This is a genomic window from Amycolatopsis sp. NPDC003731 (genome assembly GCF_053586895.1).
The window spans coordinates 1-18,488 of sequence record NZ_JBSFNC010000114.1; the positions used below are offsets into that span (position 1 = coordinate 1).

17 protein-coding genes are annotated in these 18,488 nt (G+C 70.9%); 8 read left to right on the forward strand and 9 right to left on the reverse strand.

Annotated features, from left to right (window positions below; translation table 11 throughout):
- Window positions 1-106: 106 nt before the first annotated feature.
- Together ACWDN5_RS34230 and ACWDN5_RS34235 are read right to left on the reverse strand one after the other, a co-directional pair.
- A complete protein-coding gene (locus ACWDN5_RS34230) occupies window positions 107-457 on the reverse strand; it encodes a hypothetical protein (protein WP_310973579.1) in 351 nt (116 codons plus the stop codon).
- Window positions 458-664: 207 nt separating this feature from the next.
- Window positions 665-1,138 carry a carboxymuconolactone decarboxylase family protein gene (locus tag ACWDN5_RS34235; protein WP_310973580.1) on the reverse strand — a complete coding sequence of 158 codons (474 nt, stop codon included), beginning with the start codon at window positions 1,136-1,138 and terminating at the stop codon, window positions 665-667.
- A gap of 307 nt (window positions 1,139-1,445) precedes the next feature.
- Between ACWDN5_RS34235 and ACWDN5_RS34240 the strand changes: the two genes are divergently transcribed.
- Window positions 1,446-2,213: a DUF2382 domain-containing protein gene (locus tag ACWDN5_RS34240; RefSeq protein WP_449679199.1), complete on the forward strand. Its 768-nt coding sequence runs from the start codon at window positions 1,446-1,448 to the stop codon at window positions 2,211-2,213.
- Window positions 2,214-2,273: 60 nt separating this feature from the next.
- On the opposite strand, the gene ACWDN5_RS34245 is transcribed toward ACWDN5_RS34240, so the two are convergent.
- From ACWDN5_RS34245 to ACWDN5_RS34260, 4 genes are all read right to left on the reverse strand, one after another.
- Window positions 2,274-4,163, reverse strand: a complete 1,890-nt coding sequence (locus tag ACWDN5_RS34245) for an acyl-CoA dehydrogenase family protein (protein WP_449679200.1) — start codon at window positions 4,161-4,163, stop codon at window positions 2,274-2,276.
- Window positions 4,164-4,243: 80 nt separating this feature from the next.
- Entirely contained in the window at window positions 4,244-5,617 is a 1,374-nt protein-coding gene (locus ACWDN5_RS34250; protein ID WP_310973586.1) for a glycosyl hydrolase family 28 protein, read from the reverse strand.
- A gap of 307 nt (window positions 5,618-5,924) precedes the next feature.
- Window positions 5,925-6,482 carry a hypothetical protein gene (locus tag ACWDN5_RS34255; RefSeq protein WP_310973587.1) on the reverse strand — a complete coding sequence of 186 codons (558 nt, stop codon included), beginning with the start codon at window positions 6,480-6,482 and terminating at the stop codon, window positions 5,925-5,927.
- An 84-nt stretch (window positions 6,483-6,566) separates the two neighbouring features.
- Window positions 6,567-8,534: a thioredoxin domain-containing protein gene (locus ACWDN5_RS34260; protein WP_449679201.1), complete on the reverse strand. Its 1,968-nt coding sequence runs from the start codon at window positions 8,532-8,534 to the stop codon at window positions 6,567-6,569.
- A 65-nt stretch (window positions 8,535-8,599) separates the two neighbouring features.
- Between ACWDN5_RS34260 and ACWDN5_RS34265 the strand changes: the two genes are divergently transcribed.
- Together ACWDN5_RS34265 and ACWDN5_RS34270 are read left to right on the forward strand one after the other, a co-directional pair.
- Entirely contained in the window at window positions 8,600-9,976 is a 1,377-nt protein-coding gene (locus ACWDN5_RS34265) for a 3' terminal RNA ribose 2'-O-methyltransferase Hen1 (protein WP_449679202.1), read from the forward strand.
- The gene (locus ACWDN5_RS34270; protein WP_449679203.1) at window positions 9,973-12,465 is read left to right on the forward strand and encodes a polynucleotide kinase-phosphatase; all 2,493 of its coding nucleotides are present in this window, start codon (window positions 9,973-9,975) and stop codon (window positions 12,463-12,465) included. Before ACWDN5_RS34265 ends, ACWDN5_RS34270 begins: the two co-directional genes overlap by 4 nt.
- A gap of 65 nt (window positions 12,466-12,530) precedes the next feature.
- Here ACWDN5_RS34270 and ACWDN5_RS34275 read toward each other — a convergent pair whose 3' ends face one another.
- Both ACWDN5_RS34275 and mca read right to left on the reverse strand, forming a co-directional pair.
- Window positions 12,531-12,869: a hypothetical protein gene (locus tag ACWDN5_RS34275; protein WP_310973593.1), complete on the reverse strand. Its 339-nt coding sequence runs from the start codon at window positions 12,867-12,869 to the stop codon at window positions 12,531-12,533.
- Complete coding sequence (mca, locus tag ACWDN5_RS34280; protein WP_310973595.1) at window positions 12,866-13,786, reverse strand: mycothiol conjugate amidase Mca; 921 nt, start codon at window positions 13,784-13,786, stop codon at window positions 12,866-12,868. The genes ACWDN5_RS34275 and mca overlap by 4 nt, the downstream gene beginning before the upstream one ends.
- A 134-nt stretch (window positions 13,787-13,920) precedes the next feature.
- On the opposite strand from mca, the gene ACWDN5_RS34285 reads away from it, so the two are divergent.
- From ACWDN5_RS34285 to ACWDN5_RS34295, 3 genes are all read left to right on the forward strand, one after another.
- Window positions 13,921-14,364: a DUF4307 domain-containing protein gene (locus ACWDN5_RS34285; protein ID WP_310973597.1), complete on the forward strand. Its 444-nt coding sequence runs from the start codon at window positions 13,921-13,923 to the stop codon at window positions 14,362-14,364.
- Between the two features lie 195 nt (window positions 14,365-14,559).
- Complete coding sequence (gene greA / locus ACWDN5_RS34290) at window positions 14,560-15,063, forward strand: transcription elongation factor GreA (protein ID WP_310973599.1); 504 nt, start codon at window positions 14,560-14,562, stop codon at window positions 15,061-15,063.
- A gap of 49 nt (window positions 15,064-15,112) precedes the next feature.
- Window positions 15,113-15,925: an MBL fold metallo-hydrolase gene (locus ACWDN5_RS34295; protein WP_449679204.1), complete on the forward strand. Its 813-nt coding sequence runs from the start codon at window positions 15,113-15,115 to the stop codon at window positions 15,923-15,925.
- Between the two features lie 99 nt (window positions 15,926-16,024).
- Here the strand turns inward: ACWDN5_RS34295 and ACWDN5_RS34300 are convergent, their stop codons facing one another.
- A complete protein-coding gene (locus tag ACWDN5_RS34300; RefSeq protein WP_206790021.1) occupies window positions 16,025-16,498 on the reverse strand; it encodes an Lrp/AsnC family transcriptional regulator in 474 nt (157 codons plus the stop codon).
- A 109-nt stretch (window positions 16,499-16,607) separates the two neighbouring features.
- On the opposite strand from ACWDN5_RS34300, the gene hppD reads away from it, so the two are divergent.
- On the forward strand, window positions 16,608-17,807 hold the full coding sequence (gene hppD / locus ACWDN5_RS34305) for a 4-hydroxyphenylpyruvate dioxygenase (protein WP_449679205.1): 1,200 nt from the start codon (window positions 16,608-16,610) through the stop codon (window positions 17,805-17,807).
- 123 nt (window positions 17,808-17,930) lie between these two features.
- Entirely contained in the window at window positions 17,931-18,485 is a 555-nt protein-coding gene (locus ACWDN5_RS34310; protein ID WP_449679206.1) for a YbaB/EbfC family nucleoid-associated protein, read from the forward strand.
- The last annotated feature ends 3 nt before the right edge of the window (window positions 18,486-18,488 follow it).

Genomic DNA, 18,488 nt, shown 5'->3' on the forward strand with positions numbered 1-18,488 from the left:
GCGGCCCCCGCTCGATTTCGAGCGGGGGCCGCGCTTCTGTCAGAAGAAGACCGACCGTGGTTGGTTGGTGCACACTCGATCAACCAGCCACGGCTCTTCTTTCTCGTCAGCCCGCGGAGTTGCCGTTGCAGGCGACGTACGACGGGTTGTGGTCGACCGTCAGCAGCTCGACCGGGCCGTTCCACTGCCAGGGCAGCAGGCAGGCGTTGTTGAGGATGCTGATCCCACCGTGACCGCCGCCGGTGGAGTTGTTGTTGCACGCTGCGTACGAGGGCGCGTGGCCCGCGTGCAGCACCTCGAAGGGACCGTTCCACTGCCACGGAGCCGCGCAGAGGTTGTCGCCGATGCTGATGCCACCGCCACCCGGGTGGTGACCCTCACCGGCGGAAGCCGGCGCGGCCACAGCAAGCATGGCGCCACCGATGATCGCGGCTGCGAAGAGCGTCTTTTTCATCATGGTAAAATCATCGGGCGATCTGCCGCAGTCCTTTATCGACATCACCCGATGGTTTGGACAACGTCACCCGTCCCGGCACTCAAACACCTTACGCCGGGCGGTGTCCACCAGGCTGTGCCACGGTTGAGGGTTCCACCGCCGTGGGTTCGTCACCATCGAAGCTGGTTCCGCGCCGCACGGCCGGTGGAGTGCCCTCTTTGGACAGTCTCAGCCGAACATCCCCGGCTGGTACTCGCCCGCCGGGTTGCGGGCGATCACGTTCAGGCGGTTCCACGCGTTGATCGTCGCCACCAGGGAGATCAGCGCGCCGATCTGCTCGTCGTCGAAGTGCTTGCGCACCGCGGCCCACGTCTCGTCGCTGACGCCGGTGTGCGTGTCCGCCAGGCGGGTGCCCTCCTCCGCCAGCGCCAGGGCCGCGCGCTCCGCTTCGGTGAACACCACCGCTTCGCGCCACGCCGCCACCATCGCGAGACGGACCGCCGTCTCGCCGGCCGCCGCCGCGTCCTTCGTGTGCATGTCGAGGCACATCCCGCAGCCGTTGATCTGGCTCGCGCGGATCTTCACCAGCTCCTGGGTCGCGTGCGGCAGCGAGGACTCCTCGACCGGGCGGGACGCCGCGATCAGGCGCTTGACGAACTTGCCGGTGATCTCGTTCTCGAACAGGTTGATCCGGGCTTCCATGGCCGTTCCCCTTCCATCGTCGGCTTCACCCCCTTGACGACCCGGGCGACGCGGTTGTGACAACACCGCGGGTGACCCCGGTCACGCCGGATCGAGATCCACACCTTTGCGTTCCCGGCGCGCGCGGGCGGTCACGCCGGCGGCACGCCCTCGACCTGCGGACGACACCGGTCCTGACCCGCGGGCGACGCTTCAAACGATCACGTTCAGGGGTCACCCACGGGAACACCACGACGGTTGCCGGGCTCGCCGGCGCGGCCGACGGTGGGCTGCACCAGAACCGACGCGTGGAAGGAGCACGACCGCGATGGCCAGCACCCTGCAGCCCGAGGAACTCATCGACAGCGCCGTGGTCGACCCGGACGGCAACAAGCTCGGGAAGGTCGGCAACGTCTATCTCGCCGACGCGACGCACCAGCCCGAGTGGATCACCGTCAAGACCGGCCTGTTCGGCACCAAGGAAAGCTTCGTGCCGCTCTCCGGCGCGCACACGGACAAGGACGGCGTCCACGTCCGGGTCGACAAGGACAGCGTGTCCGACGCCCCCCGCATCGACGCCGACGGGCACCTCTCGCCCGAGGAGAGCACGCAGCTCTACCAGCACTACGGCCTGCCGGTGCCACGCATGTCGCCGGACGGGCGGATGGACCGGACGGACCGGTCGGGCCGGACGGGCCGCGGCCAGGACGCGATGGTCCGGAAGCGCGACGACCGGGCCATGACGCGCTCCGAAGAACGCCTGGACATCGGCACCGAGCAGGTCGAGACCGGGCACGTGCGGCTGCGCAAGTACGTCGTCACCGAGGAACAGCAGGTCACCGTGCCGGTGCGGCACGAAGAGGTGCGCATCGAACGCGAGCCCGTCACCCGCGGTGACGGCACCGCGGAGATCGGCGAGGCCGAGCAGGACGTCGTCCTGCACGCGGAGAAACCGGTGGTGCGCAAGGAAACCGTGCCGGTCGAGCGGGCGCGCCTGCGGAAGGAGACGGTCAGCGACGAGCAGACCGTGTCCGGCAAGGTCCGCAAGGAGCAGTTCGAGATCACCGACGACGACCGCAAGCACCGGCGGTCCTGAGGGCTCCCGGGCGGGTGGCCGGGCCCCGATACCGGCCACCCGCCTGGGTCACCACCGCGATCAGGACGTCAGCATCGGCGCCGCGAGGAACTGCTCCGGGATCGCGAACGCGTCCACCAGCGTGCGCGCGTGCGGGCGCAGCTCCGCGCACAGCCGGTTCACCGCCGACGTGACCGCCTTCGCGCGCGACGCGGTCAAGCGGCCGTGGCCCAGGAACCACGCCAGGTCCTCTTCGATCGCCGACAACGCGTACAGGTCGCAGACGCGCTCCAGCAGCGCACGTGCTTCGGGGTCCTCGCAGCGCTCGATGCCGGCCACGAACGCCTCCAGCACCAGGCGCTCGACGTGGACGCGGCCGGCGCGCAGTACGTGGTCCTGCGCCGCGTTGAACACACCGAACGGGTCGGCCGCCGCCTTGCGCAGGCGCTTCGCCACCCCTTCGACGACATGCTCCTCGCGGTCTTCGAACAGCCTCAGCTGCCACTCGCGGCGGAAGAACACGTCCGAGTCGGACCCCTCGGTGAGCGACTCGAGCGCCTTGCGCACCGAGGTGCGCTCCAGGATCGTGTTGACCACCTGGTCGGTGAAGAACCGGGCCGTCGCCAGCGGCGAGAGGTCCTCGAAATCCTGCTTGTAGCTGGTCAGCAGGCCCTTCGCGACCAGCTGCAGCAGCACCGTGTTGTCGCCCTCGAACGTCGTGAAGACGTCGGTGTCGGCCTTCAGGCCGGGGAGGATGTTCTCCGCCAGGTAGCCCGCGCCGCCGCAGGCCTCGCGCGCGGCCTGGATGGTCGCCGTCGCGTGCCACGTGTTGAGGGCCTTCAGCCCGGCCGCCCGCGACTCCAGCTCGCGCTGCTCCTCCTCCGGCGCCGACGTGTCGATGTCGTGCAGCTTCGAGACCAGCTCCTCCTGGGCGAAGTTCAGCGCGTACGTCTTCGCCAGCGCCGGCAGCAGTTTCCGCTGGTGCCCGAGGTAGTCGAGGATGACGACCTCGTCGCCGTCCGGCTTCATGAACTGGTGCCGGTGCTCGCCGTAGCGGATGGCCAGGGCCAGCGCGCGCTTGGTCGCGCTGCCCGCGCTGCCGCCGACGCTCACCCGGCCGCGGATCAGCGTGCCCAGCATCGTGAAGAACCGGCGGCTGTCGCTTTCGATCGGGCTCGAGTACGTCCCGTCTTCGGCGACGTCGCCGAAGCGGTTCAGCAGGGCCTCGCGCGGGACGCGGACGTGGTCGAAGCCCAGCCGTCCGTTGTCGACGCCGTTGAGCCCCGCCTTCGGCCCGCAGTCCTCGATGGACACCCCGGGCACCGGCTTGCCGTCCTCGTCGCGGATCGGGACGAGGAACGCGTGCACGCCGCGCGACTCGCCGCCGGTGATCAGCTGGGCGAAGACCACCGCCAGCCGGCCGTCGCGGGCCGCGTTGCCGATGTATTCCTTGCGGGCCATGGCATCCGGCGTGTCGATGACGAACCCGCCGTCGGTGTAGGTCGCCGTCGTTCGCAGGTGCTGGACGTCGGAACCGTGGCCGTGCTCGGTCATCGCGAAGCAGCCCAGGACGTCGAGGTCGATGATCCCGCGCAGGTACCGCTCGTGGTGGCGCTCGGTGCCGAGCAGCTGGACGGCGCCGCCGAACAGGCCCCACTGGACGCCGGCCTTCACCATCAGCGACAGGTCGCCGTAGCCGAGCAGCTCGAACGACGTCACCGAGCCGCCGACGTCGCCACCGCCGCCGTAGGCCGGGTCGAAGCCCAGGCCGGGCCGGTCGGTCGCGGCGAGCGCACGCAGCTGGTCGAGCACCTGGGCACGGTGCGCCTCGATGCCGAGGTCGACCGGGTCCCGGAACTCGGCGCCGGCCATCTGCGCCCGCACCCCGCGGCGCAGCTCGGCCCAGCGACCGTCGAGGACGGCGGTCAGTGCGTCCGGGTCCACCTTCGAGGGCACTTCGGGGACGTCCACGGCTACCTCCGGAAAGGACGAACGGCAGGCTTCCTACTCGTTGGTAGTAAGCCTGCCGCAGCGCCGCCGATCCCGCAGGTTCAGATCGGCTTGCCGTTCACCGTCACCTGCGTGAAACGGGCGTTGTCCACGTACTTCAGCGTGTTCGAGGTATCGGCGACGCCCTCAAACGTGGAGTTCGCCACGGAGAACCCGTGCACGTGGGCGTTCGAAAGCCCGCTGACGTCGAAGGTCTTGCCCGCGATCTTCGTGCTCGAGCAGTTGCTGATCGTGAACGGCCCGAACGACGGGACGGTGCTGCCGGTCTGGCTGTTGTAGGTGGACGTCACGAACACGAAGTTCCGCGCGAAGGTGCCGGAAACGCTGTCGAGGTTGATGTTCTCGGAGAATCCGCCACGCAGGGTGTTGGACTTCACGTAGAGCGCGAACTTCGTGTCACCTTTCACGGTGAGCCGGTAGGCGTAGACGTTGCGGATCCCGCCGGTCTGCTCGCTGCCGCACGTGATCGCGCCCCAGTTGCCGTTCATCACGCAGTTCACCACGACGAGGTTCTGGCACGGCACGTTCACCCGGCGCCCGTCGGCGTCGCGGCCGGACTTGATGGCGATGTTGTCGTCGTGCGCGCCGAGGGTGCAGTTGGCGATGACGACGTGGTCGCACGACTCCGGGTCGCAGCCGTCGGTGTTGCTGTGCGCGGTGCTGGAGTCGGTGCTGACGCCGTCGACCGTGACGTTGCGGCACAGCGTCGGGTGCAGCTGCCAGAACATCGAGTTCTTCAGGGTGATGCCCTGGATCAGCACGTTTTCGCAGGCGTACGGCTCGACGAACGCCGAGCGCATGGTGTGCCCCGAACCGGGCACCACCCGCTTCTCCGGCGGGGTTCCCTTGGCCACCAGGGATTCCAGGTACGCGCGGTCACTGCCCTTGTTCCACGACGACGTCGCCGCCGCGTCGAGCGTGCCGCTGCCGGTGAGGCCGATGTTCTTTTCCCCGTAGGCGTAGACCATCGGGGAGCGGTTGACGCATTCGATGCCTTCGTAGCGCGTCAGGACGTTCGGGAACTTCGCGGCGTCGCCGCTGAACTTGAGGACCGCGCCCTTTTCCAGGTGCAGGTCGACGTTGCTCTTCAGGCGGACGGCGCCGGTGAGGAAGCTGCCGCCGGACGGCACGATCACATGCCCGCCGCCGGCCGCGGCGCAGGCGTCGATCGCCTTCGCGATGGCCGCGGTGTTGTCGGTTTTGCCGTCGTTCTTCGCGCCGTAACCGGTGATCGGGAAACTGCGGTCGGGGAACACGGGAATCGTCGTGTTCGCGACGATGTCGTTCGCCGCGGGCCACGGGAGCGGGGGAACGTCGATGCGGGGCGCCGCCGAAGCGACGGCCGGGAGCAGCGGCACCGCCGCCACCGCGAGCCCGCCCTTGATCAGCTGCCGCCGGGTGAACCTGCCGTCCATGGACACGTCCTTCACGAGGAACTGGTGCGACGGCGGAACCGCGGCACGGACCGCGGGCACGACGAACTCTAGGCGCGGAAGCCGGTTCAGGTCCAGGCTTGCGCGATCGCCCGGGGTGGCCGATCCGTCCCGGGCACGAGGCAACCGGAACCGCACCTGGGGCGTGATCCGTACGACGAGCGAGCAGAGGCGGCGGGACCGCGGGGTGTCACCGAGGGGGCGACACCGCGCGGCTCCGCCTCGCCCCGGCCGCGGGTGCCACCGAAGGGGCAATCCCGCAGCCCGCCCAGCCGAGGTCCAGCCCCGCTCAGCCCAGGTCCGGGCCCTTCGAGCGCAGGTCGTCCACCTTCGTCATCGCCTCGCGCAACTCACCGAGCCAGCTGTCCGCGTGCTGGCCCACCAGGCGCACCGCCCACGCCAGCGCGTCCGACCGCGACCGGGCCACGCCCGCGTCCACCAGGGTGTCCAGCACCAGGCGCTCCGGCTGGCGCAGCCTCGTCATCACCGGGGCCGAGTGCGTCGTGAACAGTGCCGTCGTTCCCCCCAGCCGCGCGCCCCAGGACACCTTGCGCTGGTAGCGGTGCTCCGCCTGGCGGGCGATTTCGATGCGCTCGTCGCGCGTCTCCTCGCGGTACCGGCTGATCCGGCCCTCCTCGGCCGCCGCGCGGGCTGCGTCGTCCGCGTGCTCCTCCGTCAGGGCCGGGAGCTCGCCGACCACGATGATCTCTTCGCGGTCGACCGTGACCTCCGGTGCGCCCGTGAACCAGCCGTCGGGCAGGCGGCCTCCGAACCAGGCCGCCGCGTCGTCCGCCGGCGGGACCTCCGCCTGCTGCCAGCCTCGACCGCCACGCCATCCGCGTCCCATGTCGCACCTCCGGATTACATGATTACATCGCTACCGAAGTTACGCCGAAACCCAGACCACAGACACCGCGTTCACCCAGGGCGATCAGAGCTGGGCGGTCAGCTCCTCGACCGAAGTCACCGGGCGGTCGCAGACGTACCCCCGGCAGACGTACGCCGCCGGGGCGCCGGCCACCAGCGGACGGTCGGCCAGGAGCGGCACGCCCGGCGCGTCCGGCTCGCCCGCCAGCACGATGCCGCCGCCGTGCACACCCCGGGCCGCGGCCAGCCGCAACGCCGGGTCCGCCCCGACCACCGCGACCTGCACCGGACCCGCCTGCAGCGCCTCCGCCACCGACAGCCAGTGCCCGGCGAACCGCGGCACCCGCCCGGCCAGCACCCCGGCCCGCCGCAGCGCCTGCTCGGCCGCCTCCCGGTACCGCGCCGCGCTGTCGTACCCCGCGAGCGCGGACGCCGTCAGCAGCGCCCCGGCCAGCGCCGACGCCCCCGACGGGCTCGCGTTGTCGCCCGGGTCGGCCGGGCGCTGGACCAGCGTCTCGGCGTCGTCGGCCGTGTCGAAGTACGCACCCGGGACGTCCGGGGACGCGAAGTGCGCCAGCGCCAGGTCGAGCAGCCGGGTCGCTTCGGTCAGCCACTTCGCCGACCCCGTCGCCTGGTGCAGCGCCAGGAACCCGTCGGCGACGCAGGCGTAGTCCTCCAGCACCCCGGCGGATTCGCCGACGACGCCGTCGCGCGAAGACCGCCGCAGCCGTCCGTCGACGACGTGCACCCGGAGCAGCAACTCGGCCGCGGACGTGGCCCAGTCGATCCATTGTGGACGGTCTAGGGCCACCCCCGCCTCGGCCAGCGCGATGATCGCCAGGCCGTTCCAGGAGGCGATCACCTTGTCGTCCCGCCCTGGCTGCGGCCGCTTCGCGCGCGCCTCCAGCAGCTTGAGGCGCAGCGGCTCGGGCAAGTCGCCGAACAGGCGCAATGTCGAGGCGCCCTCCTCGAAGGTGCCTTCGGGCGTGACGCCGAACAGCTCGGCGGCGGAGTCGTCACCGACCACCTCACGCAGCTGCTCGGGCGTCCAGACGTACGTCAGGCCTTCGACGCCTTCGGTGTCCGCGTCCAGCGAAGACGCGAAGCCGCCTTCGGGCGTCCGCAGGCTTTCGAAGAGGAATTCCGCCGTTCCGGTGGCGACCCGCAACGCTGTCGCCGAGCCCGTGCGCCGCCAGAGGTGCGCGTAGAACCGCAGGAGCAACGCGTTGTCGTACAACATCTTCTCGAAGTGCGGCACGATCCACTCGGCGTCGACGGAGTAGCGCGCGAAGCCGCCGGCCAGCTGGTCGTACAGGCCGCCGCGGGCCATCGCCTCGGCCGTCGAGTCCACAAGAGACAGTGCGACCGCGGAACCCGTGCGCTCGTGGTGCCGCAGCAGGAACTCCAGCACCATCGACGGCGGGAACTTCGGTGCGCGGCCGAACCCGCCGTTGACGCTGTCCGCCTCCTGCTGGAGCGTCGCGACCGCGCCGGCGAGCACCGCTTCGTCCACGACGGACTCCTTGAGCGGCCCGGTCTGCTCGGCGAGGTGGGCGACGATCTGCTTCGCGCCGTCGAGGAGCTCGTCCGGCCGCTCCTGCCACGCCTCGGTGACGGCGGCGAGCAGCTGCCGGAACGACGGCATCCCCGGCCGCGGCGACGGCGGGTAGTAGGTGCCGCAGTGGAACGGCTCGCCGTCCGGGGTCAGGAAGCAGGTCATCGGCCAGCCGCCCTGGCCGGTCATCGCCTGGGTGGCGGCCATGTACACCGCGTCGATGTCGGGCCGCTCCTCGCGGTCGACCTTGATGTTGACGAAGTTGCCGTTCATCAGGGCCGCGGTGCCGGCGTCCTCGAACGACTCGTGCGCCATGACGTGGCACCAGTGGCAGGCGGCGTACCCGACCGAAAGCAGGATGGGCACGTTCCGCCGCTTCGCCTCGGCGAGCGCTTCGGGCCCCCACGGCCACCAGTCGACCGGGTTCTCCGCGTGCTGGAGCAGGTACGGGCTGGTCGCGTGCGCGAGGCGGTTCATGTGTCCAGGGTGGCACCCGGGAAAACCGGGCGCGCGGTCACCGGCCGCTCCGCCACACTGTGCCCGTGTTGCTGACCATCACGACGACCCGGAACCCGGCCACCGACCTGGGCTTTCTCCTGCACAAGCACCCGGAGAAAGCGCAATCGGTCGCGCTGTCCGCCGGTACCGCGCACGTCTTCTACCCGGAGGCGGCGCCGGACCGCTGCACCGCCGCGCTGTTCGTCGAAATCGACCCCGTCGGGCTCGTCCGCGGCGGCGGGACGACGCTGACCCAGTACGTCAACGACCGGCCGTACGCCGGGGGCTCGTACCTCGCGGTCGCGCTGCGGGCCGCGTTCACCACGGCGCTCGCGGGCCGGTGCGCGGCCCGGCCGGAGCTGGTCGACGAGCCCTTCGACCTGGAGGTCCACCTGCCGTCGCTGTCCGCTCGCGGTGGTCCTGAAGTCGTGCACAAGCTGTTCGAGCCGCTCGGCTGGCGCGTTTCGGCGACGCCGATCCCGCTCGACGCGCAATTCCCGCAGTGGGGCGACAGCCGCTACGTCGACTTGCGGCTCACCGGCACCCAGCGCGTCGCCGACGCGCTGCGCCACCTGTACGTGCTGCTGCCGGCGCTCGACGGCGACAAGCACTACTGGGTGGGCCAGGACGAGGCCGACAAGCTGCTGCGTGCCGGCGAAGGCTGGCTCGCCGGGCACCCCGAGCGGACGCTGATCACGAACCGCTACCTCGAGCGGCGCCGCCCGGTCGTCGCGTACGCGCTTTCGCGGCTGGCCGAGGCGGACGACGTCCCGGCGGAGGCCGAAGCGCTGGTCACGGAGGTCACCGAGGGCACCGACAAGGCGGAGAGCCTCGCGTCGCAGCGCCACGGCAGCGTGCTCGCCGCGCTGCGGGCCGCCGGCGCCCGGCGCGTCCTGGACCTCGGGTGCGGCTCCGGCGCGCTGCTGCGCGTCCTGGAGAAGGAGCGGTCGTTCACCGACATCGTCGGCGTCGACGTGTCCAGCAGCGCGCTGGACATCGCGCAGAAGCGGCTGAAGGAGAGCTCCCGCGTCACGCTGCGGCAGTCCGCGCTGACCTACGCCGACCCGGCGCTGGCCGGGTTCGACGCCGCCGTGCTCATGGAGGTCGTCGAGCACGTGGACGCCGACCGGCTGCCCGCGCTGGAACACGCGGTGTTCGGGGTCGCGGCGCCGCGCACGGTGCTCGTCACGACGCCCAACGCGGAGTACAACCGGCTGTTCGAGTTCCTGCCGATGGGGCATTTCCGGCACGCCGACCACCGGTTCGAATGGACGCGAGCCGAGTTCCGCGCCTGGGCGGACGGCGTCGCGACCCGGCGCGGCTACGACGTCCGATACGTACCGATCGGACCGGAGGACCAGGAATCGGGACCGCCGACCCAGATGGCGGTCTTCACCACCCAAAAGGAGGTGGCCGCGTGAAGCTGACCGTCCCCGACATGGCGCTCGTCGTGCTCGTCGGCGCTTCCGGCTCCGGCAAGTCGACGTTCGCGCGCACGCACTTCGCGCCGACGCAGGTGCTCTCCAGTGATTTCTTCCGCGGGCTCGTCGCCGACGACGAGAACGACCAGTCGGCCAGCGCCGACGCCTTCGACGCGCTGCACTACGTCGCGGCGAAGCGGCTGGCAGCCGGGCGGACGACCGTCATCGACGCGACGAACGTCCAGCGCGCTTCGCGGGCGAGCCTGGTGAAGCTCGCGAAGGAGCACGACGTGCTGCCGACGGCGATCGTGCTCGACCTGCCGGTGGCCGTCTGCGCCGCGCGCAACGCGTCGCGCACCGACCGCGACTTCGGCGACCACGTGATCCGGCGGCAGCGCGGCGAGCTGCAGCGGTCGCTGAAGTCGCTGGAGCGCGAGGGTTTCCGGCGCGTGCACGTGCTGCGCAGCGAAGCCGAGGTGGCCGAAGCCGAGATCGTCGTCGAGCCGCTGCGCAACGACAAGCGCGAGCTGACCGGGCCGTTCGACGTGATCGGCGACGTCCACGGCTGTGCGGCCGAGCTCGAGGAGCTGCTGGCCGAGCTGGGGTACGCCGACGGCGTGCACCCGGACGGCCGGACCGCGGTGTTCGTCGGCGACCTCGTCGACCGCGGCCCGGACACCCCCGGCGTGCTGCGGCGCGTGATGGCGATGACGGCGTCCGGGAACGCGCTGGTCGTGTGCGGGAACCACGAGCAGAAGCTGGTGCGCGCGCTGCACGGGCGGAAGGTCAACGTGGCGCACGGGCTCGCCGAGTCGCTGGAGCAGCTCGGCGCGGAGAGCGAGGAGTTCCGCCGCGGCGTCCACGAGTTCTGCGACGGGCTGATCGCGCACTACGTCCTCGACGGCGGGAAGCTCGTCGTCGCGCACGCCGGGCTGCCCGAGCGCTACCACGGGCGCGCGTCCGGGCGGGTGCGCAGCATGGCGCTCTACGGCGACACGACCGGCGAGACCGACGAGTACGGCCTGCCGGTGCGGCTGCCGTGGGCCCGCGACTACCGCGGCTCCGCGATGGTCCTCTACGGGCACACGCCGACGCTGGAGCCGGAGTGGGTCAACAACACCATGTGCCTCGACACCGGGGCCGTGTTCGGCGGGAAGCTGACCGCGCTGCGCTACCCGGAGCGCGAAGTCGTCTCGGTGAAGGCCCACCGGGTCTGGTACGAGCCTTCCCGGCCGCTGGACACGGCGCGGCCGCTCGCCGGGCGCGAGCCGGCGGTGCTGGAGCTGGGTGACGTCACCGGGAAGCGGATCGTGCAGACCGCGCACCACGGCCGGGTCGGTGTCTCGGCGGAGCAGTCGGCGGCGGCCCTGGAGGTGATGAGCCGGTTCGCGGTCGACCCGCGGTGGCTGGCCTACCTGCCGCCGACGATGGCGCCGTGTTCGACGTCGACGCGCGGCGGCTACCTCGAGCACCCGGAGGAGGCGTTCGCCGAGTACCGGGCGGCCGGGGTCGAGGCCGTGCTGTGCGAGGAGAAGCACATGGGCTCGCGGGCCATCGTGCTGGTCTGCCGGGACGACGAAGTGGCGTACCGCCGCTTCGGCATCCGCGGCGGCGGCGCGGTGTACACGCGGACCGGGCGCCCGTTCTTCTCGGCCGCGCAGAACGCCGAGCTGCTGGCCGACGTGCGCACGGCGGCGGCCGGGCTGTTCGAGGAGCTGGACTCGGGCTGGCTGCTGCTCGACGCCGAGCTGCTGCCGTGGAGCGCGAAGGCCGGTTCGCTGATCGCCGACCAGTACGCGTCGGTCGGTGCGGCCGCCCAGGCCGTGCTGCCGTCGGCGGTCTCGGCGCTGGCGACGGCGGCCGCGCGCGGCATCGACGTCGGCGACCTCCTGGCGCGGACGGTGTCGCGTTCCTCCACAGTGGACTCCTACCGGACGGCGTACCGGCGCTACTGCTGGCCCACGTCGGGCCTGGACGGGGTGCGGCTGGCGCCGTTCCAGCTGCTGGCGTCCGAGGGGAAGGCCTACCACGACCAGCCGCATTCGTGGCACCTCGCGCAGCTGGACCGGTTGGCGGGCTCGCGGTTCCAGCGCACCCGGACGCTCGAGGTGGACCTGCTGGACGACGCCTCGGTCGCCCGGGGCGTCTCGTGGTGGGAGGAGCTGACGGCGGCCGGCGGCGAGGGCATGGTCGTCAAGCCGGCGGCGAACCTGACCCGCGGCCCGCGCGGCCTGGTCCAGCCCGGGGTGAAGGTGCGCGGACGCGAGTACCTCCGGATCATCTACGGCCCGGACTACACGCTGCCGGACAACCTGGAGCGGCTGCGCAAGCGCGGGCTCGACCGCAAGCGCATGCTGGCGCTGCGCGAGTACGCGCTGGGGCTGGAGGCCCTGGAGCGAGTCGCGCGGGCGGAGCCGCTGTGGCGAGTGCACGAGTGCGTGTTCGCGGTCCTGGCGCTGGAGTCGGACCCGGTGGACCCGCGGCTGTGATGCGGCCCGATGTGGCGTTCGGTGCGCCCCACGCACCCGACGCCGCATCGGGCGCTCGGGTCCCGCTAGTCGGACTTGGCCGGCGAGGCGCCGTTCGGCTGCTTCTTCTCCGGCTCCACGGGGACCTCGGCCGCCGAATCGGTCTTCGCTTCGGGCTGCTCCGGTGCGGCCTCCGCCGGCGGGTCGTCAAAACTGGCCGGGACGCGCTTGAGGTGCTTGGTCATCGAGCGGACCAGGAAGGCCACCGCGATGAGGAACAGGATCAGCACCAGGAAGCCGACCGGGGAGGACTTGCCGAAGTCCTCCCCCTGCCCGCCGTTGTCGCCGTTGCCCGGCTGTTGCGCCAGCACCAGGGCCGACGCGGTCACCGGAAGCGCCACGCCGGCCGGCAGCGTCAGACTCATGTGTTCACCTTCTCCTCGGCGCCGGCGATGCCGGCGAACAGGTCGTCCTCCGGCAACGTGCTGTCGACCAGCGACTTCACCAGCTCGTACTCCTCGGTCGGCCAGACCTCGCGCTGCATCTCCCGGGGCACGGCGAACCAGCGGCTGGTCGGGTCGATCTGCGTGGCGTGCGCCTTCAGCGCCTCGTCCCGCACCTCGAAGTATTCACCGCACTCGACGCGGGTCGTCACCCGCTCCATCACATCGCCGCGGTTCGGGTCCCAGTTCGCCAGCCACTCGGTGTACGGCGACTCCAGCCCGGCCGCCTTCAGCGCCTCGTCGAACAGCACCATCCGGGCGCGCGAGAAGCCGTGCATGTAGTACAGCTTCAGCGGCTGCCACGGCTCGCCGGCGTCCGGGAAGCGGCTCGGGTCCGGGGCCGCGTCCCACGCCGCCATCGACACCTCGTGGGTGCGGATGTGGTCGGGGTGCGGGTAGCCGCCGTTCTCGTCGTAGGTGGTGATCACGTGCGGGCGGAACTCCCGGATCACGCGCACCAGCGCCTCGGTGGACTCCTCCAGCGGCACGACCGCGAACGACCCCTCGGGCACCGGCGGCAGCGGGTCGCCCTCCGGCAGGCCGGAGTCGACGAAGCCCAGCCAGCGCTGGTTCACGCCGAGGATCTTGGCCGCGCGGGCCATCTCCTCGCGGCGGATCTCGGCCATGTTGGCCAGCACCTCGGGCCGGTCCATGGCCGGGTTCAGGATGCTGCCGGCTTCGCCACCGGTGCAGGTGACGACCAGCACCTCGTGCCCCTCGGCGGCGTAGCGCGCCATCGTCGCGGCACCCTTGCTCGACTCGTCGTCCGGGTGCGCGTGCACCGCCATCATGCGCAGGCGCGGGTTGGCGGTTTTCCTCTGCTCGTCGGCGTCCACCATGCTCCGAACGACTCCCCTTCTGCCCTTATTCCGCGACCCACCTGCGGGCCGCCCACCCAGCGGGCGGATACTCGAGGAGTACCCGCGTCACCATTGTCCCCGCGGGTACGACAAGAACGAGCAGGAGGCCCGGGTTGGCAGGCGGACCGGCGGAAACGGCAGCGCCCGCGCTGCTCGCGGACCGGTACGGCACCACGCGCGCCACGCCGTCCCGGCGCTGGCGGCGCTGGCTCTTCCTGGCCATCGCCCTGCTGGTCAGCGGCCTGATCGCGTGGGTCGCCTACGTCAACCTCGGTGCGGCACCGATCGACGCCGAGCGCATCGCGTTCAGCGAAAAACCGGGCAACGCGATGGAAATCACCCTCAACGTCACCCGCGACGACGACAGCAAGCCGGGCGTGTGCGTGGTCCGCGTCCGCGACAAGACCGGCGCCGAGAGCGGCCGCAAGGAGCTCCTGATCCCGGCCGGCGTGAAGTACAACCGGATCAGCACGACGATCAAGAGCATCGGGGAACCGGTGACCGCCGACGTCTTCGGCTGCTCGTACGACATACCACGCTATCTGTCAACCCCATAGCGGCCAACGGGGTGAACCGCGCGCCCAACGCCCAGGGCGCGGGGAAATAACGGGCGTCGACCTCTCGCGCCGTGATACTCTGACCCTTCAGCACGGCCCGCGACGGGCCGTGTTTTTCCTTTATCTCAGCCACGCGGGCACCTACGCCCGCGTGGGCCGGCTTGAACACGCAAGCCTGGCAGGCCCGACGAGGAGATGGTGACCGTGAGCGACACCAAGGTGACCTGGCTCACCCAGGATGCCTACGACCGGCTCAAGCACGAGCTCGACGAAATGATCGAGAATCGGCCGGTCATCGCCGCGCGCATCAACGACAGCCGCGAAGAAGGTGACCTCAAGGAAAACGGCGGTTACCACGCGGCTCGCGAGGAGCAGGGCCAGGCCGAAGCGCGCATCCGGCACCTGCAGGAGCTGCTGCGCTCGGCCAAGGTCGGCGAGGCGCCCGCCAACGACGGCACCGCCGGCCCCGGCAAGGTGCTCACCGTGCGGTACGAGGGTGACGACGAGGACGAGAAGTTCCTGCTCGCCACCCGCGAAGAGGGCGCCGAGGGCGAACTCGACGTCTACTCCCCGGAGTCGCCGCTGGGCAAGGCGCTGCTCGGCGCCAAGGAGGGCGAGGCCCGGGAGTACGAGCTGCCCAACGGCAAGGTCCAGAAGGTGACCCTCGTCAAGGCGGTTCCGTACACCGACGCGAAGTAGGCACGGCTAGCGTGTCCTCCCAGGATCCACATTCTGGGAGGACAACGCCGTGAGCACCGAACCGATGTGCCAGGCCTGCGGCATGCAGTACGCCGCGGCCCGCACCGACTGCCCGATCTGCGAAGACGAACGCCAGTACGTGCCGCGGTCGGGCCAGCAGTGGACGAACCTTTCCGCGCTCCGCTCCAGCGGCACGTACACACCGCGGATCGAGGAGCAGGGCCCGGGCATCGTCGGCGTGGGCTCGAACCCGGGGTTCGCGATCGGCCAGCGCGCCCTGCTGGTGCGCGCCCGCTCGGGCAACTTCCTGTGGGACTGCGCGGCGTACCTGGACGACGCGCTGGTGGCGCAGGTCCGCGAGCTGGGCGGCATCACCGGCATCGCGATCAGCCACCCGCACTACTACACGACGATGGTGGAGTGGGCGCGCGCGTTCGACGTGCCGGTCTACCTGCACGAAGCCGACCAGCAGTGGATCGGCCGCCCCGACCCGGCGGTGAAGCTGTGGTCCGGCACCACCCTGGACCTCGCCGACGACCTGAGGCTGATCAACCTGGGCGTCCACTTCGCGGGCGGCACGGTGCTGCACTGGCCGGACGGCGAGGAGGGCCGGGGCGCGCTGTTGTCCGGCGACATCGTCCAGGTGATCCCCGACCGCACGCACGTGGGCTTCATGTACAGCTACCCGAACCTGATCCCGGAGCGGCCGGGCGTCGTCCGCCGCGCGGCGGAGCTGCTGGCGGGCTACCGGTTCGAGGCGATCTACGGCGCTTGGTGGGACGCGGTCGTGCGGTCCGACGGGTACGAGGTCGTGCAGCGGTCGGCCAAGCGGTACCTGGCCCAGGTGGCCGAGGAAGGCTGAGCGGCTCGGCCGCATGCCGCGAATGACTCATTCGGGACGTCCGGCGTCCCGAATGAGTCATTCGCGACCTTCCCGCGGCGGGTCGTGCGCGTGGTGCGTTCAGCCCCGCGCGGTCCGCTCCAGCAGCGGGCGGACCCGCGGCGGCACCGGCGTCGACAGCGCGATCGACGTCGACGTCCGCAGCACGTCCGGCACGCCCACGACCTCGTCGATCACCCGTTGCAGGTCGTCGTTGCCCCGGGCCACCATGCGGACGAACAGGTCACCCTGGCCGGTCGTCGCGTGGACCTCGCACACCTCGTCGATCGCCGCCAGGGCCTCCGCGACCTCGGCGCGGCGGCCCTGGGCGATCTCCAGGACCGCGAACGCCGTCAGGCCGTAGCCCATCGCCGCCAGGTCCAGCTCCGGCGGGAAGCCGCCGAGGATGCCGCGCTCGGTCAGGCGGTCCAGGCGGGCCTGGACCGTTCCGCGGGCCACCCCGAGGCGGCGGGCGCACTCCAGCACCCCGAGGCGCGGCGAGTCGGTGAGCAACAGCAGCAGCCGCGCATCCAGCGCATCCAGGTTCTCCGGCATACGCAGATTGTCCACGATGACGGCCGATCTCCCCTGAACACCAGTCAGATTGCCCAGTGAAAATCGAGACCATTGCGCATCTTGCCTCGAAGGGATGATCCTTCGAGGTATGACCCAGACTGCCGAACCCCAGGGTGCCCTCGACGACGTCAGCTACGACCAGCTGCGTCAGCTGGTCGGGCTCGTCGACCACGACGCCTCGACCGACCCGTTCCCGGTCAAGGCCATGGACGCGGTGGTGTTCATCGCCGGCAACGCCACCCAGACCGCCTGGTACTACCAGATCGCGTTCGGGATGCAGCTCGTCGCGTACTCCGGTCCCGAAACCGGCGTTTACGAGCGCAAGTCTTACGTGCTGAAGTCCGGCTCGGCCCGGTTCGTCATCACCGGCGGCGTGAAGCCGGACTCGCCGCTGCTCGACCACCACCGCAAGCACGGCGACGGCGTCATCGACCTGGCGCTGGAGACCACCGACGTCGACAAGTGCGTCGAGCACGCCCGCGCCCAGGGCGCGACGATCCTCGAAGAGCCGCACGACGTCTCGGACGAGCACGGCACGGTCCGCGTCGCCGCGATCGCGACCTACGGCGAGACCCGCCACTCCCTGGTCGACCGGTCGCGCTACCACGGCGTCTACCTGCCCGGCTACGAGCCGCGCGAAAGCCCGATCAAGCGGCCGGAAGGCGCGCCGAAGCGGCTGTTCCAGGCCGTCGACCACTGCGTCGGCAACGTCGAGCTCGGCAAGATGGACTACTGGGTCGACTGGTACCACCGCGTCATGGGCTTCGTGAACATGGCGGAGTTCGTCGGCGACGACATCGCGACCGAGTACTCGGCGCTGATGAGCAAGGTCGTCTCGAACGGCAACCACCGGGTCAAGTTCCCGCTGAACGAGCCGGCCGTCGCGAAGAAGAAGTCGCAGATCGACGAGTACCTCGAGTTCTACGACGGTGCCGGCTGCCAGCACATCGCGCTGGCCACCAACGACATCATCGCCACGGTGACGGCGATGCGCGCCGCCGGCGTCGAGTTCCTCGACACCCCGGACTCCTACTACGACGACCCGGAGCTGCGCGCCCGGATCGGCAACGTCCGCGTGCCGATCGAGACGCTCAAGGAGCACAGCATCCTGGTCGACCGCGACGAGGACGGCTACCTGCTGCAGATCTTCACCAAGCCGATCGGCGACCGCCCGACCGTGTTCTACGAGCTGATCGAGCGCCACGGCTCGCTCGGCTTCGGCAAGGGCAACTTCAAGGCGCTGTTCGAGGCGATCGAGCGTGAGCAGGAGCGCCGCGGCAACCTCTGACGTCTCATCTCGGCGAAGGCCACTGTAGGAGACCTCCGGGTCCCCCTATGGTGGCCTTTGACGTGAACCGGGAACCGACGGCGTCCCGGCTCCGTCTGTGTGGGTGGAGGGAAGGGGGCCGGGATGCCGGACAGCATCGACGCCAGCGACGCGATGATCGACAACTGGACCAAGCGGCTCGAGGAGAACGCCGCCCGGTACCAGGCGCTGGCCGAGCGCATGCAGGGCCAGACGGTCACCGAGCGGTCGAAGGACGGCACCGTCCAGGTGACGATCGATTCGCGCGGCCTGCTGAAGAACCTCGTCATCGCCGAGACCGCGGCCGGCAAGCGGATGGCCGAGGTGTCGGCGCAGGTGATGCAGCTGGTGCAGCGCGCGCAGGCGCGGATCCCGGAGCTGCTGCAGCAGGCCATGACCGAGACCACCGGCACCGGCGACCAGGCCGCGGCGGAGATCGTCCGCGAGGCGCAGAGCACGTTCCCGGCGCCGCCGCCCGAGGCCGAGCCGGCGTTCCCGGAGCCCGACCGCGTCCGCCGGTTCCTGCCGGAGGAGACCGACGAGCCACCGCGCACCCCGCCGCCCGCGCCACCGCAGCAGTCGCAGCAGTCGCAGCTGCCGCGCCGCCGCCGTCCGGCCGACGACGATGACGACGACTTCGGCGGGTCGATCCTTTCCTGAGGG

Bases quoted from the DNA above. Each gene is read 5' to 3' on its own strand.
- ACWDN5_RS34230 (WP_310973579.1), bottom strand. From the start codon at position 457: ATGATGAAAAAGACGCTCTTCGCAGCCGCGATCATCGGTGGCGCCATG.
- ACWDN5_RS34235 (WP_310973580.1), bottom strand. From the start codon at position 1,138: ATGGAAGCCCGGATCAACCTGTTCGAGAACGAGATCACCGGCAAGTTC.
- ACWDN5_RS34240 (WP_449679199.1), top strand. From the start codon at position 1,446: ATGGCCAGCACCCTGCAGCCCGAGGAACTCATCGACAGCGCCGTGGTC.
- ACWDN5_RS34250 (WP_310973586.1), bottom strand. From the start codon at position 5,617: ATGGACGGCAGGTTCACCCGGCGGCAGCTGATCAAGGGCGGGCTCGCG.
- ACWDN5_RS34255 (WP_310973587.1), bottom strand. From the start codon at position 6,482: ATGGGACGCGGATGGCGTGGCGGTCGAGGCTGGCAGCAGGCGGAGGTC.
- ACWDN5_RS34260 (WP_449679201.1), bottom strand. From the start codon at position 8,534: ATGAACCGCCTCGCGCACGCGACCAGCCCGTACCTGCTCCAGCACGCG.
- ACWDN5_RS34275 (WP_310973593.1), bottom strand. From the start codon at position 12,869: ATGAGTCTGACGCTGCCGGCCGGCGTGGCGCTTCCGGTGACCGCGTCG.
- mca (WP_310973595.1), bottom strand. From the start codon at position 13,786: ATGGTGGACGCCGACGAGCAGAGGAAAACCGCCAACCCGCGCCTGCGC.
- greA (WP_310973599.1), top strand. From the start codon at position 14,560: ATGGTGACCGTGAGCGACACCAAGGTGACCTGGCTCACCCAGGATGCC.
- ACWDN5_RS34300 (WP_206790021.1), bottom strand. From the start codon at position 16,498: ATGCCGGAGAACCTGGATGCGCTGGATGCGCGGCTGCTGCTGTTGCTC.
- hppD (WP_449679205.1), top strand. From the start codon at position 16,608: ATGACCCAGACTGCCGAACCCCAGGGTGCCCTCGACGACGTCAGCTAC.
- ACWDN5_RS34310 (WP_449679206.1), top strand. From the start codon at position 17,931: ATGCCGGACAGCATCGACGCCAGCGACGCGATGATCGACAACTGGACC.